The sequence below is a fragment of the Bradyrhizobium cosmicum genome (genome assembly GCF_032290525.1).
GTDB lineage: Bacteria > Pseudomonadota > Alphaproteobacteria > Rhizobiales > Xanthobacteraceae > Bradyrhizobium > Bradyrhizobium cosmicum_A.
This window is the reverse complement of sequence record NZ_JASXTA010000004.1, coordinates 85352-100064: the sequence shown is the minus strand read 5'-3', so window position 1 is coordinate 100064 and position 14713 is coordinate 85352. Positions and strand designations below refer to the sequence as shown.

Genomic DNA, 14713 nt, shown 5'->3' with positions numbered 1-14713 from the left:
GAACGTCTCGACAAAGGAGCCTCGCCCGATCAGGGTGAGGCTCCCTTTCGCCGGTGATGACGATGCCCCGCGGACTCCTGATCTCGGTCGGCCAGCACTCGGACAAGGGCCGCAAGCCCGTCAACCAGGATTTTCACGGCGTCCTCATTCCGGACGAGCCGCTGCTCAGCCTGAAGGGCATCGCGGCCGTTCTCGCCGACGGCATCTCGAGCAGCACGGTGAGCCAGATCGCCAGCGAGTCGGCGGTCAAGAGCTTCCTGATGGACTATTACTGCACGTCGGAATCCTGGACGGTGAAGACGTCCGCCCGCCGGGTGCTCGACGCGACCAATTCCTGGCTGCACGCGCAGACGCGCAAGAGCCAATACGCCTACGACCGCGACAAGGGCTACGTCTGCACCCTCAGCGCCATGGTCATCAAGGCGACCACCGCGCACATCTTCCATATCGGCGACTGCCGCATCTACCGCGTGTCCGGCAAGGCGCTCGAGCAACTGACCGACGACCACCGGATCATCGTGTCGTCGGAGCAGACCTATCTCGGCCGCGCACTCGGCATCAATCCGCAGCTCGAGATCGACTACCAGTCGTTCGAGATCGAGGCTGGCGACACGTTCCTGCTCGCGACCGACGGCGCCTATGAATTCGTCGATGCGCGTTTCATCACGAGTGCGCTCAGCGAACATGCAGCCGAGCTCGACGGCGCGGCGAAGGCGATCGTCGAGGAAGCCTACCGGCGCGGCAGCGACGACAACATCACCGTCCAGATCCTCCGCATCGATGCGGTGCCTCAGCGCGAACCGGCCGGCATTTTCAGTCAGACCACACAGCTGCCGCTGCCTCCGCTGCCGGAGCCGCGGGCGATCTTCGACGGTTACAGGATCGTCCGCGAAATCCACGGCAGCAGCCGCAGTCACATCTATCTTGCGGTCGATATGGAGACCGAGGAGCCGGTCGCGCTCAAGCTGCCGTCGATCGATTTGCGCGACAATGCCGCCTATCTCAAGCGCTTCCTGATGGAGGAATGGATCGCGCGCCGGATCGACAGCCCGCACGTCTTGAAGCCGCTGTCACAGTCGCGGCGGCGCAGCTATCTCTACGTCGCGACCGAATTCGTCGAGGGACAGACCCTGAGGCAGTGGATGACCGACAATCCGCGCCCCGATCTCGAAACGGTCCGCGGAATCGTCGAGCAGATCGCCGCGGGGCTGCGCGCCTTTCACCGCATGGAGATGCTGCATCAGGACCTCAGGCCCGACAACATCCTGATCGACAAGACAGGCACCGCGAAAATCATCGACTTCGGCTCGGTCAGGGTGGCAGGCGTCGCGGAGGCCGCGCCGCAAGACGATAGCGACGAAATCCTGGGAACGGTCCAGTATGCGGCGCCGGAGTATTTTCTTGGGCAGGGCGGCTCGCCGCGCTCCGACATGTTTTCGCTGGCCGTGATCTGCTACCAGATGCTGACGGGAAAGCTTCCTTACGGCACACAGGTCGCCAGGATCCGGCGAAAGTCAGACGCGCGCAGGCTCAAATATCGGCCCGCTGACGACAACCGCAATGTGCCGGCCTGGATCGACGGTGCACTCAGGCGCGCGCTCCATCCCGATCCCTACAAGCGGCACGAGGATCTGTCCGAATTCGTCTTCGAGCTTCGCACGCCCAATCCGGCCTATCTCGACACCCGGATCACGCCGCTTCTGGAGCGCAGCCCGCTGATGTTCTGGAAATTGACCACGGCGGCGCTCGCCTGCGCCGTCGTGGTCCTGCTCGCGATGTTGCACGCGCGCTGACCAGGGGCGTGGCCTCGCAAAGCTCACCACGTGATCAGCGGAGAACGGTGCAGCCACGCATCGGCGCGCACCTGATTCAGCACGAATTTCGCAACGTCTTCGCGCGCAATGCTGCCGCCATGGAAGCCCGAAAGGTCCGTCAGGGCCCGGACAGACCCGCGGCCGGGCTTGTTGTTGAGGATCGAGGGGCGAACGAGGACCCAGTCCAGCCCGCTGTCTCTGACGATCGCTTCCTGCCGGTTCTTGTCGGCGTACACCTTCTTCAGGAGAAGCGGAAAGATGACATTGTCGGCGAAGAAGCCGCCATGCCCGGCACTGTCGCCGGCGCCGATCCCCGTGATGCAAACCAGACGGGAGACATGTTCGGCCTTCATCGCGCTCACGAGCGCGCGCGTCGCGGTCGAGAGAAGCGTTACCTCGCGGAATGGGCTTACCGGTGTCCCCAGCGCACTGACCACGCCGTCCCGGCCCTTGAGGCCTTTGCGCAGTGTGGTCTCGTCGCGCGCGTCTCCGACGATGAGCTTCGCTCCCGTGATGCCGCTCGCCTTTTCGGCGGAACGGACCAGCACGGTGACGTCGTACCCCCGCGCCACCGCCTGGCTGACGATAAGCCGGCCGGTGGCACCGGTCGCGCCGAGCACCAGTATCTTCGCTGCGCCCTCCGAATTCACCGGAGCTGTGCCAGTTGAAGAGATCATGATGGATTCCTTGTGAGGATTGGGTCGTGTCCTGGTCGTCAGGCCGCGATTCCGGAGACGAAGTCGCGATAGGAGCGCAGGGGCCGGCCGAGCAGCGCAGTCAGACGCTCGACGTCGCCGGCCTCGGGCACCATTCCCTCAGTGAGGAAACGCTCGCTCATCAGGCGCATGTCGTAGGCCATCCAGCTCGGCATGAACTGCCTGAGATTCTTCTCGAAGCCGGCGGTATCGTCGCCGGGATAGCCGATCGTGCGGCCCAGCACCTCCGACCAGATCGCCGCGGCTTTCGCGCCGGTCAGCGTCTCGGGGCCGACGAGATTGATCCGGTCGAGCGGGAGCGGCCCGGCGGCCTGCTCACGGCGAATGAGCTCGATCGCCGCGATCTCGCCGATGTCGCGGGCGTCGATCATGGCGAGCCCCCTGCTCCCGATCGGCATTGGGTAGATGCCGTATCCGGTCACCACGTCCTTGATCGTGACGTCGTTGTTCATGAAGTACGCGGGGCGCAGGATGGTGGCGTTGAAGCCCATCTGCTCGATCATCCGCTCGACGCCGAACTTGCCCGCAAAGTGCGGCACGTTCACGTAGCGATCGCTATGGATCACCGAGAGGTAGACGACCCGCTCGATGCCTGCCTCGCGGGCCAGGTTGAGCGCGATCAGCGCCTGCGTGAATTCGTCCGGCACCACTGCATTGAGCAGGAAGAGGGTCGAGACTCCGGTAAACGCGCCGCGGAGCGAGTCGACGTCGAGCAGGTCGCCCTGCACGGCGGTGACGCCTGCCGGGAAGTTGGCCTTTGCGGGATCGCGGGCCAAAGCGCGCACATCGGCGCCGCGCTTGACGAGCTGTTCGACGATTTGGCGGCCGACGGTGCCGGTTGCGCCGGTAACGAGGATGGTCATGGGGATCACTCCGGGTTGGGGTCAGAAGACATCACGGAAATTAGTGATCCACATTTGGTCCGATAGACGATATATTTAGACAGACCGTCTCATTGGTGGAACGATGGATCTGCTCGCACTCGCCGATTTCAATCTTGTTGCCCGGCATGGAGGGTTCGGGCGGGCTGCACGCGCCGCAGGGCGCCCAAAAGCGACCTTGTCCCGCCGGGTCGCAGAGCTGGAAGGCAGTCTCGCCCTGCGCCTGTTCGAGCGCGGATCGCGCACGTTGAAGCTCACCCAGGAAGGACGGGCGCTGTACGAGCGGACCGGCGCACTGCTCACCGAGCTCGACGAGACTGCGGCGGCGATCGCCTCGGGCGGGGACAGGCCGCGTGGCAGGTTGCGGATCAGCGCGCCGTTGCTGTTCTCGCAGACTGCAATGGGCAAGCTCGCAGCCGGGTTCGCGCTGAGATATCCGGAGATCCGCCTCGAGGTCACGACGGAAGATCGCTCCGTCGACATGGTGGAGGAAGGCTACGACCTGGTGATCCGGGTCAATCCGGATCCGGATGAAAATCTTGTCGGACGAATCTTTCTGCGCGATCGGCTGGTGGTGGTGGCGAGCCCGAACCTGAAACGGCCGAGGGACAATCTCGCTGTGCCGGCTGTCATGCGCGGAGCGGGCGACCGGAAGACAATTTGGGAAGTGACGGTGCCAACCGGAAAGTCGCGCATCGCGGTTGATCCGGTCGTGCGCCTGTCGTCGCTCGTCATGGTGCGCGATGCGGTCCGGGCGGGCGTCGGCGCCGCGCGGCTGCCGGTGTCACTGGTCAGTCACGATTTGGCTGCCGGCACGCTGGTGCATTGGGGCGACATCGACGGACCGGAGATCGCGCTGTGGACGCTCTATCCATCGCGCCGGCTGTTGAGCGCGCGCGTATCCGCCTTCCTCGACTTCATGAAGGAAGCCTTTCCAATGGGGACGCCTGACGAGCTGGCGGCCTTTATCGGGAGATGAACCTGCACCCCGGCTGCGAGCCGTCAGATCAGGCCGGCTCCGCCGCCTTCGCCCCCAGTGGCTTCGGCGCCATGCCGCCGCCCGGCTTGAGGTGGAATTCGTAGCTCATCAAATGCCACTGCCCGCTTGCCTTGGAGCCGTCCGGCATCGCCGGATCGTTGCGCGGCTCGACCTTGGCGACGAGGTCGTCCTTGACCCCGAACACCACGTCGGAATCGAGATATTTGTCGCCATCCATGAAGACGTGCGTGATCAGCGGCTCGTAGCCTTTTGCGTTGACCAGGAAGTGCACATGCGCGGGGCGCATAGGGTGGCGCTTGGTCTGCACGATCATCTCGCCGACCGGACCGTCCGTGGGAATCGGGTAGCTGCACGGCAGAATGGTGCGGAAGAAGAAACGGCCTTCGCTGTCCGTGATGAAGCGCGCCCGCGCCGAGGCGCCGACCTCGTCATAGTTCGCCTTCTGCGAATCGTAGAAGCCGTCATCGTCGGCATGCCAGACGTCGACGGGAACGTTTGCGAGCGGGTTGCCCTTGAGGTCGGTGACGCGGCTCTGCACGAACATCCGCTCGCCGGTCTGGTTGTTCGGCGAGATGTCGGTACCGTGGGCGGTGACCTTGTGCTCGCCGACATAGAACGGGCCGAGCACCGTGGTCTGCGTCGCGCCCTCGCGGTCGCGATGGTTGACCGCGTCCACCAGCATGGAAACGCCGAGCACGTCGGACAGCAGAATGAACTCCTGGCGCGTGTCGGTGCATTTCTGGCCGGTGCGGGTCAGGAAATCGATGGCGTATTCCCATTCCGCGAAGGTCAGACCGGTCTTGCTCACGTAATCGTGCAGCGATTTCACCAGCTCCTGGAGCAGGAATTTCGCCCGCGGATCCGGCGTGTTGTCGAAGCTCTTGACGACGGCTTCGGTGAGGTCGGTTTCGTTGAACTGGGTCATGCTGCATTTGCCCTGGGTTTTTTCTCGTTGGCCTTATGAGGGGGTCCATGGGCTCCCTGGAGGCGTTCCAGACTGAAGCCTACACCAACCGGCGGGGCCACGTTAAGCGCGACCGGCTTGGAATAGGCCCGCCATTTGGCTATCAACTTTCGGAGAAACTGCCCGGAGGAACTGATGCTTGCCCCCACCCCCGCCTCGCCCGAATCCGTCGGCATGTCCAAGGCGGCGCTCGACCGCATCGATGCGCATCTGAAGAGCCGCTACCTCGAAGCCGGCCGCTTCCCGGGCACGCATCTTTTGGTCTACCGCCGCGGCAAGGTCGCGCACAGCTCGGTTCAGGGCTTTGCCGATGTCGAGCGCAAGGTGCCGGTCAGGGACGACACCATCTACCGCATCTATTCCATGACCAAGCCGCTCACCAGCGTCGCCTTCATGATGCTGGTCGAGCAGGGCCTCGTCGCGATCGACGAGCCTGTCGCCAAGTACATTCCGGAATGGAAGGATCTCGGCGTGTTCGTTGCCGGCACCGCGCCTTCCTTCCTGACCCGGCCGCCGTCGCGGCCGATGCTGATCGTCGACCTCTTGCGCCACACCGCCGGCCTCACCTACGGCTTCCAGCAGCGTTCCAACGTCGATGCCGCCTATCGCACTGAAAAGATCGGCGAGGTCGAGAAATCAGGCACGCTTCAGAGCATGATCGAGGCGCTCGCAAAAATTCCGTTGGAATTCTCGCCGGGCGAAGCCTGGAACTACTCGGTGGCTACCGACGTGCTCGGCTATCTCATTGGCAAGATCTCCGGCATCCCATTCGAGCAGTTTCTCAAAACGCGCATCCTCGATCCGCTCGGCATGACCGACACCGACTTCCACGTCCCGGCCTCCAAGGCGCACCGTTTCGCAGCCTGCTACTCCGCTGATCCCGGCGGCGGCATGACCTTCCATGCCGGCCAGCGCCGCGAGGGCCTGACGCTCCAGGACGACCCGGCGACGAGCTCGTTCCTGTCTCCGCCCTCGTTCATCTCCGGCGGTGGCGGGCTCTGCTCGACGGTCGCCGACTATCTCACCTTCTGCCGCGCGCTCCTGAACGGCGGCGAGCTCGGCGGCGTCCGCCTGATCGGCCCGAAGACGCTGGCGCTGATGACGACCAACCACATTCCGGGCGGCCGTTTCCTCCCCGAGGTCTCGCGCTCGTTGTTCTCGGAAGCTGCCTATAACGGCATCGGCTTCGGCCTCGGCTTCGCCGTGACCATGCGCCCGGCCGAGACGCTGATCGCCGGCAGCCCCGGCGAGTACAATTGGGGCGGCGCGGCCACGACCTCGTTCTGGATCGATCCGGCCGAGGAGCTGATCGCGATCTTCATGACCCAGGTGCTGCCGTCGAGTGCCTATCCGATCCGCCGCGAGCTGCGCAGCATGGTGTATGCCGCGATCACCGAGAGCAATCTCTAATCAGTTGGATCGATCCCGCTGCCAACGGCGCGGGATCGATGCTCATTTGAGCATCTCCGGCACGATCAGACGCGGCAGGAACAACGACACGCTGGGCCATACGATCACCGCCGCCAGCACGAGCAGCATCGGAATCAGCATGATCACCGTGTCCTTCAGGGCATAGCGCAGCCGTACGCCGGCGATCGAACAGGCGATCATCAGACACAGGCCATAGGGCGGCGTCACCAAACCGAAAGCCAGCGAGACGATCGAGATGATCGCAAACTGCACCGGATGGAGATCGACGGACTTGGCCAACGGCTCCAGCACGGTGCCGACAATGATGATCGCCGGGATGGCGTCAAGGAAGCAGCCCACCACCAGAAAGCAGAAGGAGATGAAGAAGCCGGCACCGATCGCGCCCATGCCCCAGGTCGAGACGTTGGCCAGCAGCTCCTGCGGGATCCTGTAATAGGCGAGCAGCCAGCCGAACGCGCTTGCGGTGCCGACGCAAAATAGCGCCACACCGGCCAGACGTCCGGTGTCGAGCAGCGCCTTGTAGAGTTCTTTCGCGCCGGTTTCGCGGTAGAAGAACGTCGATAGCGCGATGGAATAGAGCACCGCAACACAGGCGGATTCGGTCGCGGTAAACCACCCCAGCAAGATGCCGCCGACGATGATGAACGGCGTCGTCAGCGCCGGTATCGAGCGCAAGATCGCCCACCACATGTCCCGCCAGCTGTCCTTCGGATAGGTCGGATAGCCACGGCGCACGGCATACACATGCACGGTGGCCATCTGCGCTCCGGCGATCAAAAGGCCCGGTACGATGCCGGCGAGGTACATCGCGGCGATCGAAGTCGAGATCAGTCCGCCCCACACGATCATCAGGATCGAGGGCGGGATGATGACGGCGAGCACGGCGGAGACCGCGGTGATGGCGATGGAGAACGAGAGGTCGTAGCCCTCCTTGGTCTGGGCGTCGATGAAGATCTTGGATTGGCTCGCCGCATCCGCGGTGGAGGAGCCTGAAATGCCGGCAAAAAACACCGACAGCACGACATTGATCTGCGCCAGCGATCCCGGCCAGTGCCCGACCATCGAGCGCGACAACGCCACCAGGCGGTCGGTGATGCCGCCGATGCTCATCAAATTCGCGGTCAGCAGGAAGAACGGCACTGCCAGCAGGATGAACGAATTGTAGGCGTTGAAGGTTTCCTGTGCGAGCGTCATGATCGACAGGCGCGGCTCGATCAAAAGCACCGGCACACAGGCAAGCCCGAGCGCGAAGGCAACCGGAACGCGAATGATGAGCAGGCCAACGAAAGTCCCGAACAGCACCATGGCGGCCTGTCCGGCAGAAAGAACATTACCGCTCATCGATTTGCCCCGACCAGAATCCGCATCTCGTCGATGATCTGCTCACCGGCAAACACGATCCACGTCACGCCGGCCACAGGCCAGGCGACATGGATCATCCAGAGGGGCAGATCCGCCAGCTCCGACGTGCGGTTCCAGGCGAACCGCGTGAATTCCAGCCCTGCCCACACGAATACCACCGCCATCGCCAGGACGCCGAGCCGGGCGAGAATCCGCACCATCGCCTCGCTCCGGCGTGACAAATCGGGCCAGACGTCGACCTCGAAATGCTGCGACTCCCTGATGCCGACCATGGCGCCGATCATGATCGTCCAGATGAACATGAAGCGCGCCATCTCCTCGGTCCAGATGTAGGATGGTATGAACGGCGTGTAGCGCGAGATGATCTGCAGCGTGACCGGAATGACCAGAATGCCGACACAGGCGGCGAGCAGGATTTCCAGCAGTTTTGCATAGGCCGCCGTTGCTCGGCGCCATAGCGACGGGTTCGGCGGCATCGATATTTCAGTCATCATGGCTCCGGGGGATCACATCACGAAACGGGGCAAGCCGTCTGGCTTGCCCCGACGTCCTATCGCTTGGGCAGCGACAATTCTCAGGCCACGTTGATCTTCTCGAAGATGCCCTCTGCGCCGATTTCCTTGGCGTAGGTGGCCATCACCGGGTCGGCGAGCTTCTTCATGGCGTCCCGCTCCTCGAACGGAACGCGTTTGAGCTTGCCAGCCTTCTCGAGCGTGTCGAGCTTGACGACCTCTTCGCTCGACTCCAGTTGTCGACCGTAGTCGCCCGCCTCCTTGCCGGCTTTCATGATCGCGTCCTGCAGATCCTTGGGCAACGTCTTCAGCGTCTTCACCGAGAAGCAGATCGGCCGGATCGACACGGCGTGCTGGGTGAGGTTGAGATGCGGGGCCACTTCGTAGAACTTCATCGCCTCGACGCCGGCGGCCTCATTCTCGCCGGCCGATATCACGCCGTTCTGAATCGCGTTGTAGACTTCGTTGTAGGCGATCACAGTGGGGCTCATGCCGACGGCCGCAAAGGTCTTCGACCAGATCGGCGCGCCCTGCACGCGAACCTTGAGGCCCTTCAGATCGGCGAGATTCTTGAGCGGCTTGTTGGCGAAGATGTTGCGGATGCCGCCGCCGGAATAACCGATCAGAACGACCTCGGCCTTGGCTGCGACTTCGTCGGCAATCGGCGCCAGGATATTGGCTTCGACGACCTTGTTCATGTGCTCGATGCCCTTGAACACGAAGGGCGCGTCGATGAACGGAGCCGCCTTGGCAAAGGTCGACATGTGGGCCGGCGAGACGATGCCATAATCGACCGCCTTGCCCTGCGACATGTACTCGAAATACTGCTTCTCGAGGCCGAGCGAGGAGTTCTTGTGCAGGGTAAAGTTGACCGGCTTGCCGTAGTACTTCTTGACCAGCTCCTCGAACCGGATCAGCGCCCGGTTGAAGGCATGGTCGTCGTTGAACTGGACCGCGCCGTTCAGCGTGATCGGCGCCTGCGCCCTGAGGATCGACGGCATGCCGATCGCAGCCGCCGCAGTGGTCGCGCCGATACCAGCGAGAAATGACCGTCGCTTCATCGTCTCCCCTCCCTTTGATGCTCCGGCCCTGTAGCCGGGCCGTGAGCGCAGCCGTATGCGGCTTACGAGAGGAAGCGTATGAAAAACGGCGGCGCGACGGAAGTCATTTCGCGTGCGCCGGGGATATTCTTCGTCGCAGGGCTGCTCCTGCACAATCTGCTGCACTGCAACTCGCGCCACCGCCGGCGCGGGCAGACGGCGGCAGGGCGGTCTCCCGCTCTCGCAGGAGACCGAAGGCGTGCGGACCTGTGCGCTGCACGCAGAGACCCGCTAGCCTTCTACGACAGGCCTAGTGCATGTGGCCGATCAGGTAGATGCCGCCGCCGATCACGATAATGGCCGGCACGGCCCAGAGAATAAGTACTGGCATCACGATCTCCCTAATTCGACGTGCAGACCTTGACCGTCTTCATGCCGCTCTCAGCCTCGGTGCGCGATTTGTAGATCGTGCCCGACGGGCTGACCACGGTCATGGACGTATCCGTCGGCTTCTTGTCGACGACGGTGCACTTCTTGGTCTTGACGTCCTGGACGACGTAGAACTCGTCGGCCGCGAACGCCGGCAGCGAAAATGCAGCAACCATCAAGGCTGCTGTCGCTATCTTCACCTTCATTCTTTCCTCCTCCAGTTCACCGGGTGTTTTTGGCCCGGTCGATTCTCAAACGGGAAAAACCGGCAATTTGTTCCTGTTCCCCGGGGAACGTCGCCTGCGATGAGAGGTTGTTGCGGGGATTATTCCAACGAGGAGGAGAAGATGAAGAAACTGTTCCTGCTTTCCGCCGCGGCGCTTCTGATTTCGACCGGCGCTTTTGCGCAGTCCACCGTGGTGACCACAACTGGAACCGGTCACGCGGCGGTTCAGATCGAGCCGCAGTACCGAACCAAGATCAAATCCTACATCACGGAGCATCGCGTCCGTCCGGTGACGACGAAGGAGAAGATCGTCGTCGGCGCGGCGGTCCCGAGCGACGTCGAGCTTGAGGCCGTTCCGGCGGAGTGGGGCCCCTCGCTCACCAAGTATCGTTATGTCTATTCCGGCGATCGCGTGATGCTGGTGGATCCGGGCTCCCGAACGGTCGTTCAGGAAATCGATTGATCAAACGTGACGAAGGAAGCGGCCGCCTTGCGGGCGGCCGCTGTCACGGAGAGACCACATGGAATCGCATCGAGAAGCCCGGATCGCCGGGATCGCTCTGGCGGCCGTCTACGCGGCGTGCCTGTTGCTGACCGCCATCGGCATGACGTGAGCGTCGCACGCGTTGCGGTGCAAAATCCGATTTCCGGCTCAAAACCCCACGCGAAAATTCATCAGCAAAAATTCATGGCACAACGCAAGGCCTGCCCCTATGGTTTAGCAAAATCATAATCCGGTGCCCTCGCACCGGAACCAGGACGTCCGCGTTTGTCAAAGTTCACCCTGCCGGTCCGGCTCGCTCTCCTGGTGGCGGGAACGACCCTGCCGTTGATCGTCTTCGCCGTCGGTCTTGCCTATTACAATTATCACCAGGATCGCGGCGAGGCGACCCGTCGCGTTCTGGAGACCGTGCGCAGCATGCGCCTGGTGCTGGACTCCGAGGTGCAGCGGATGACCGGCGGGTTACAGGTCCTGGCACTGACGAACTCGCTGCGAAACGACGACTTCCAAAACTTCCGGCGCATCGCGCTCGGCTTTCTCGACCAGTATGGCAAGGGCGGCCTGCTGCTGATCTCCGACCGCAAAGGCCGGCTGTTGTTTTCGTCGGCGAGCGAGGACGCCAGGAGCCTGCCGCTCCGCGGCAATCTGGAGATCATCGAGAGGGTGTTCGAGACCAGGACTCCGCAATATTCCGATCTGTTCACCGGCGCGATCAATCAGCACCGGATTCTCACCGTCGAGGTCCCGGTATTCCGCGACAGCGAAGTGATCTACGACCTCTGCTTCAGCCCGCCGATCGGCATTTTCCAGGAACTGGTCGAAAAGCAGCGGCCCGATCCGCAGTGGACGGTGACGCTGCTGGATGCCAGGGGTGTCGTGTTCGCACGCGCGCCCAATCCGAACGAGACCTTCGGCAAGCGCGCCTCGCCTTCGCTTTACGCCGAGATGTTCCGCAGCAACGAGGCTTCCCTCCCCACGGTGTCTCTCGACGGCATCGCGCTCGCCGCCGCCTATACCCGATCGAGCCTGACGCGCTGGACGGTCGCCGCCGGCGTCCCGGAGAGCTCGCTGATCGCACCGCTCTGGCGCAATATCGCGATCACCAGCCTGATCGGCGGCATCCTGCTGCTGGTCGGCCTCACCTTCGCGGTCAGGATGGCCACCACGATCGCGCGCGGCGAGATGCTGCACGACCTGTTGATCGAGGAGCTCAATCATCGCGTCAAGAACACGCTCGCCCTGATGCAGGCGATCGCGGTGCAGACCTTCCGCAGCTCGAGCAGGGACGAGCGGGCCAAGTTCGAGGGGCGCCTGGGCGCGCTCGCCGAAGCGCATAATCTGCTGAGCCAGGAGAAATGGGCAGGCTCGGAGCTGAGGGATGTGATCGCGCGCGTGCTCCACCCGTTCGTGCTGAGCAACCCCGATCGCATCCGGATGGCCGGCCCCGCGGTGCCGCTGTCGCCGCGACTCGCCGTGGTGCTGTCGATGATCGTGCATGAGATCGCTACCAACGCCGCGAAATACGGCGCGCTGTCGAACGAGACCGGCCGGGTGACGCTGGACTGGGAGGTCACCGCCGATAGGCCGAAGCCGCGGCTGCACCTGATCTGGACCGAAATCGGCGGACCGCCGGTGACGGCGCCGGTGCAGCGCGGATTCGGCTCGCGCCTGATCGAGCGTAGCGCGCGCGATCAGCTCGGCGGCGAGGCGACCCTCGACTTCCTGCCGCGCGGCGTCGTCTGCACGGTGGTGTGCCCGCTGGACGAGGCGCGATGAACGAGGAACATCGGCGATGAAGATCACCAAAGTTCATGCGCACATCCTCGAGGCAAAACTCTCGCAGCCCTTCGCCTATTCGCGCGCCTGGTACGACACGCGCACCGCGATGCTGGTGGAGATCGAGACCGATGACGGCTTGACCGGCTGGGGCGAATGCTACGGCCCGGCGCGGATGACGGCGGCTGTGGTGCAGAGCATCTCGCCGTGGTTGATCGGCGAGGATCCGCTGCGCACCGATGTCCTGTGGCAAACGGTCTACGCGCGCCTGCGCGATCACGGCCAGAAGGGCGTCGTGATCCAGGGCCTGAGCGGCATCGACATCGCGCTGTGGGACATCAAGGGCAAGCATTTCGGCGTGCCCGCGCCATCAGCTTCTCGGCGGCGCCGCGCGCAAGCAGGTATCGGCCTACGCGACCGGCCTCTACCGGCGCAAGACAGGCGATCCGCTCAAATACCTGCCGGAGGAAGCGGCCTTCTACGCGGCGGAGGGCTTCCGCGCCGTGAAGCTGAAGGTCGGATTCGGCGTCGCCGAGGACGCCGCGGTCACGCGCGCGGTGCGCGAGGCGATCGGCGCCGATGTCGCCCTGATGGTCGATGCGAACCATGCTTATGACGCGGTGGCAGCGATCCGGCTCGGCCGCCTGATCGAACGCTACGATATCGGATGGTTCGAGGAGCCGGTGCCGCCGGAGGATGCTGCCGGATATCGCGCGGTGAAATCCGCGCTGACAATTCCGATCGCCGGCGGCGAGTGCGAGTTCACGCGCTTCGGTTTTCGCGACCTGTTCGCCTGCCATGCGCTCGACGTCGTCCAGCCCGACACCTGCGCGGCAGGCGGCCTCACCGAATGCAAGAAGATCGCCGACATGAGCGAAGCCTTCGGCATCCGCTACAATCCGCACGTCTGGGGCACCGGGATCGCGATCGCCGCTTCGCTCCAGCTTCTCGCCGTGCTGCCGTCGCACACGCCGAGCTCGCTCGCTCCGCTCGAGCCCTTGCTCGAGTTCGATCGCACCGAACATCCGATCCGGCAGGCGATTTTGAAAGAGCCGATCGAGCATGCGAAGGGCGTCGTGCGCGTTCCCGCCGGTCCGGGGCTCGGCATCGACATCGACCGCGCGGCGCTGGCGCGGTTCGCGGCGAGCGCCTAGCCGATCGTCTGGAGCGCCGGGAAGGTCTCGAGCAGCCAGATGCTCACGTTCGAGACCGCGCCGGTGAGAAAGCCGATACCGGTGATCACCATCAGGACGCCCATGGCGCGCTCGACATTGACGAGATGTCCCTTCATGCGCGCGAACAGCTTTGAGAACTGCTCGATCATCAGGGCGGCGATCAAGAAGGGAATACCGAGGCCGGCGGAATAGACTGCGAGCAAGCCTGCGCCCCTGGTCACCGTCGCCTCTGCCGCCGCGATCGAGAGGATCGCGGCCAGGATCGGGCCGATGCAGGGCGTCCAGCCGAAGGCGAAAGCGAGCCCCATGATGTAGGCGCCCCAGAGGCCGACGGGCCTCGGGATCGGCAGCCGGCCCTCGCGCATCAATAGGCCGATCCGCGTCAGCCCCAGGAAGTGCAGGCCCATGATGATGATGACGATGCCGGCGAGGATCGAGAGCTCGGCCGACCAGGCGCGGATCAGCCCGCCGACCAGCGAGGCACTGGCACCGAGCGCCACGAACACCGTGGAGAAGCCGAGCACGAACAGCAGCGCTGCCATCATGATCGCGCGTTTGGAGGCCGAGGCCGGCTCGTCGCTCTCGACATGCTCGATCGTGGCGCCCGTGAGATAGACCAGATAGGGCGGGACCAGAGGCAGGACGCACGGAGAGAGGAAGCTGACGAGGCCGGCAATCAGCGCCGCCGGGATCGAAACATTTTGCATGATGCAGTCGGAGCCATCTCAGGCCCAGTGCGGCGCGCGGGGAATGCGCGCGGCTCGGGGCCGAACCGGCTCTGGTGTAGCCGATGCCGGAGAATGCGCAACAGAGGCGCAAACAACCAGGGCTCCTCCCGATGCCGACTGTGATCACAGATGCGGCATCGGGACGCGCACAAATCTC

General features: G+C 63.9%; 13 protein-coding genes and 1 pseudogene. 6 read left to right on the top strand and 8 right to left on the bottom strand.

What is annotated here, in order from left to right; translation table 11 throughout:
• Nucleotides 1-56 precede the first annotated feature (56 nt).
• A complete protein-coding gene (locus QSV46_RS09010; RefSeq protein WP_314949977.1) occupies nucleotides 57-1793 on the top strand; it encodes a bifunctional protein-serine/threonine kinase/phosphatase in 1737 nt (578 codons plus the stop codon).
• A 23-nt stretch (nucleotides 1794-1816) separates the two neighbouring features.
• Here QSV46_RS09010 and QSV46_RS09005 read toward each other — a convergent pair whose 3' ends face one another.
• Together QSV46_RS09005 and QSV46_RS09000 are read right to left on the bottom strand one after the other, a co-directional pair.
• Nucleotides 1817-2491, bottom strand: a complete 675-nt coding sequence (locus QSV46_RS09005; protein WP_314949442.1) for an SDR family oxidoreductase — start codon at nucleotides 2489-2491, stop codon at nucleotides 1817-1819.
• Nucleotides 2492-2529: 38 nt separating this feature from the next.
• Nucleotides 2530-3393, bottom strand: coding sequence for an NmrA/HSCARG family protein (locus QSV46_RS09000; protein WP_314949440.1), 864 nt, complete (start codon nucleotides 3391-3393; stop codon nucleotides 2530-2532).
• Between the two features lie 103 nt (nucleotides 3394-3496).
• On the opposite strand from QSV46_RS09000, the gene QSV46_RS08995 reads away from it, so the two are divergent.
• The gene (locus QSV46_RS08995) at nucleotides 3497-4390 is read left to right on the top strand and encodes a LysR family transcriptional regulator (protein WP_314949438.1); all 894 of its coding nucleotides are present in this window, start codon (nucleotides 3497-3499) and stop codon (nucleotides 4388-4390) included.
• Between the two features lie 28 nt (nucleotides 4391-4418).
• On the opposite strand, the gene QSV46_RS08990 is transcribed toward QSV46_RS08995, so the two are convergent.
• Nucleotides 4419-5336: an intradiol ring-cleavage dioxygenase gene (locus tag QSV46_RS08990; RefSeq protein WP_314949437.1), complete on the bottom strand. Its 918-nt coding sequence runs from the start codon at nucleotides 5334-5336 to the stop codon at nucleotides 4419-4421.
• A 174-nt stretch (nucleotides 5337-5510) separates the two neighbouring features.
• Between QSV46_RS08990 and QSV46_RS08985 the strand changes: the two genes are divergently transcribed.
• Complete coding sequence (locus tag QSV46_RS08985; protein ID WP_314949435.1) at nucleotides 5511-6785, top strand: serine hydrolase domain-containing protein; 1275 nt, start codon at nucleotides 5511-5513, stop codon at nucleotides 6783-6785.
• 42 nt (nucleotides 6786-6827) lie between these two features.
• On the opposite strand, the gene QSV46_RS08980 is transcribed toward QSV46_RS08985, so the two are convergent.
• From QSV46_RS08980 to QSV46_RS08965, 4 genes are all read right to left on the bottom strand, one after another.
• A complete protein-coding gene (locus tag QSV46_RS08980; RefSeq protein WP_314949433.1) occupies nucleotides 6828-8147 on the bottom strand; it encodes a TRAP transporter large permease in 1320 nt (439 codons plus the stop codon).
• Complete coding sequence (locus tag QSV46_RS08975) at nucleotides 8144-8659, bottom strand: TRAP transporter small permease (protein WP_314949432.1); 516 nt, start codon at nucleotides 8657-8659, stop codon at nucleotides 8144-8146. The genes QSV46_RS08980 and QSV46_RS08975 overlap by 4 nt, the downstream gene beginning before the upstream one ends.
• An 83-nt stretch (nucleotides 8660-8742) precedes the next feature.
• On the bottom strand, nucleotides 8743-9741 hold the full coding sequence (locus QSV46_RS08970) for a TRAP transporter substrate-binding protein (protein WP_314949431.1): 999 nt from the start codon (nucleotides 9739-9741) through the stop codon (nucleotides 8743-8745).
• Nucleotides 9742-10121: 380 nt separating this feature from the next.
• Complete coding sequence (locus QSV46_RS08965) at nucleotides 10122-10355, bottom strand: hypothetical protein (protein ID WP_314949429.1); 234 nt, start codon at nucleotides 10353-10355, stop codon at nucleotides 10122-10124.
• A 141-nt stretch (nucleotides 10356-10496) separates the two neighbouring features.
• Between QSV46_RS08965 and QSV46_RS08960 the strand changes: the two genes are divergently transcribed.
• The 3 genes and pseudogenes from QSV46_RS08960 to QSV46_RS08950 all read left to right on the top strand — a co-directional run bounded on the left by QSV46_RS08960 (nucleotide 10497) and on the right by QSV46_RS08950 (nucleotide 13807).
• Nucleotides 10497-10838, top strand: a complete 342-nt coding sequence (locus tag QSV46_RS08960) for a DUF1236 domain-containing protein (RefSeq protein ID WP_314949427.1) — start codon at nucleotides 10497-10499, stop codon at nucleotides 10836-10838.
• A 306-nt stretch (nucleotides 10839-11144) separates the two neighbouring features.
• The gene (locus tag QSV46_RS08955; RefSeq protein ID WP_314949425.1) at nucleotides 11145-12653 is read left to right on the top strand and encodes a sensor histidine kinase; all 1509 of its coding nucleotides are present in this window, start codon (nucleotides 11145-11147) and stop codon (nucleotides 12651-12653) included.
• A gap of 16 nt (nucleotides 12654-12669) precedes the next feature.
• A pseudogene (locus QSV46_RS08950) lies at nucleotides 12670-13807 on the top strand (mandelate racemase/muconate lactonizing enzyme family protein).
• On the opposite strand, the gene QSV46_RS08945 reads toward QSV46_RS08950, so the two are convergent.
• The gene (locus tag QSV46_RS08945) at nucleotides 13804-14535 is read right to left on the bottom strand and encodes a cytochrome c biogenesis CcdA family protein (RefSeq protein ID WP_314949424.1); all 732 of its coding nucleotides are present in this window, start codon (nucleotides 14533-14535) and stop codon (nucleotides 13804-13806) included. The pseudogene QSV46_RS08950 and the gene QSV46_RS08945 overlap by 4 nt on opposite strands.
• Nucleotides 14536-14713 lie beyond the last annotated feature (178 nt).

Coding starts and splice junctions, on each gene's coding strand:
- QSV46_RS09010 (WP_314949977.1), top strand. CDS start 57: ATGACGATGCCCCGCGGACTCCTGATCTCGGTCGGCCAGCACTCGGAC.
- QSV46_RS09005 (WP_314949442.1), bottom strand. CDS start 2,491: ATGATCTCTTCAACTGGCACAGCTCCGGTGAATTCGGAGGGCGCAGCG.
- QSV46_RS09000 (WP_314949440.1), bottom strand. CDS start 3,393: ATGACCATCCTCGTTACCGGCGCAACCGGCACCGTCGGCCGCCAAATC.
- QSV46_RS08995 (WP_314949438.1), top strand. CDS start 3,497: ATGGATCTGCTCGCACTCGCCGATTTCAATCTTGTTGCCCGGCATGGA.
- QSV46_RS08990 (WP_314949437.1), bottom strand. CDS start 5,336: ATGACCCAGTTCAACGAAACCGACCTCACCGAAGCCGTCGTCAAGAGC.
- QSV46_RS08985 (WP_314949435.1), top strand. CDS start 5,511: ATGCTTGCCCCCACCCCCGCCTCGCCCGAATCCGTCGGCATGTCCAAG.
- QSV46_RS08980 (WP_314949433.1), bottom strand. CDS start 8,147: ATGAGCGGTAATGTTCTTTCTGCCGGACAGGCCGCCATGGTGCTGTTC.
- QSV46_RS08975 (WP_314949432.1), bottom strand. CDS start 8,659: ATGACTGAAATATCGATGCCGCCGAACCCGTCGCTATGGCGCCGAGCA.
- QSV46_RS08970 (WP_314949431.1), bottom strand. CDS start 9,741: ATGAAGCGACGGTCATTTCTCGCTGGTATCGGCGCGACCACTGCGGCG.
- QSV46_RS08965 (WP_314949429.1), bottom strand. CDS start 10,355: ATGAAGGTGAAGATAGCGACAGCAGCCTTGATGGTTGCTGCATTTTCG.
- QSV46_RS08960 (WP_314949427.1), top strand. CDS start 10,497: ATGAAGAAACTGTTCCTGCTTTCCGCCGCGGCGCTTCTGATTTCGACC.
- QSV46_RS08945 (WP_314949424.1), bottom strand. CDS start 14,535: ATGCAAAATGTTTCGATCCCGGCGGCGCTGATTGCCGGCCTCGTCAGC.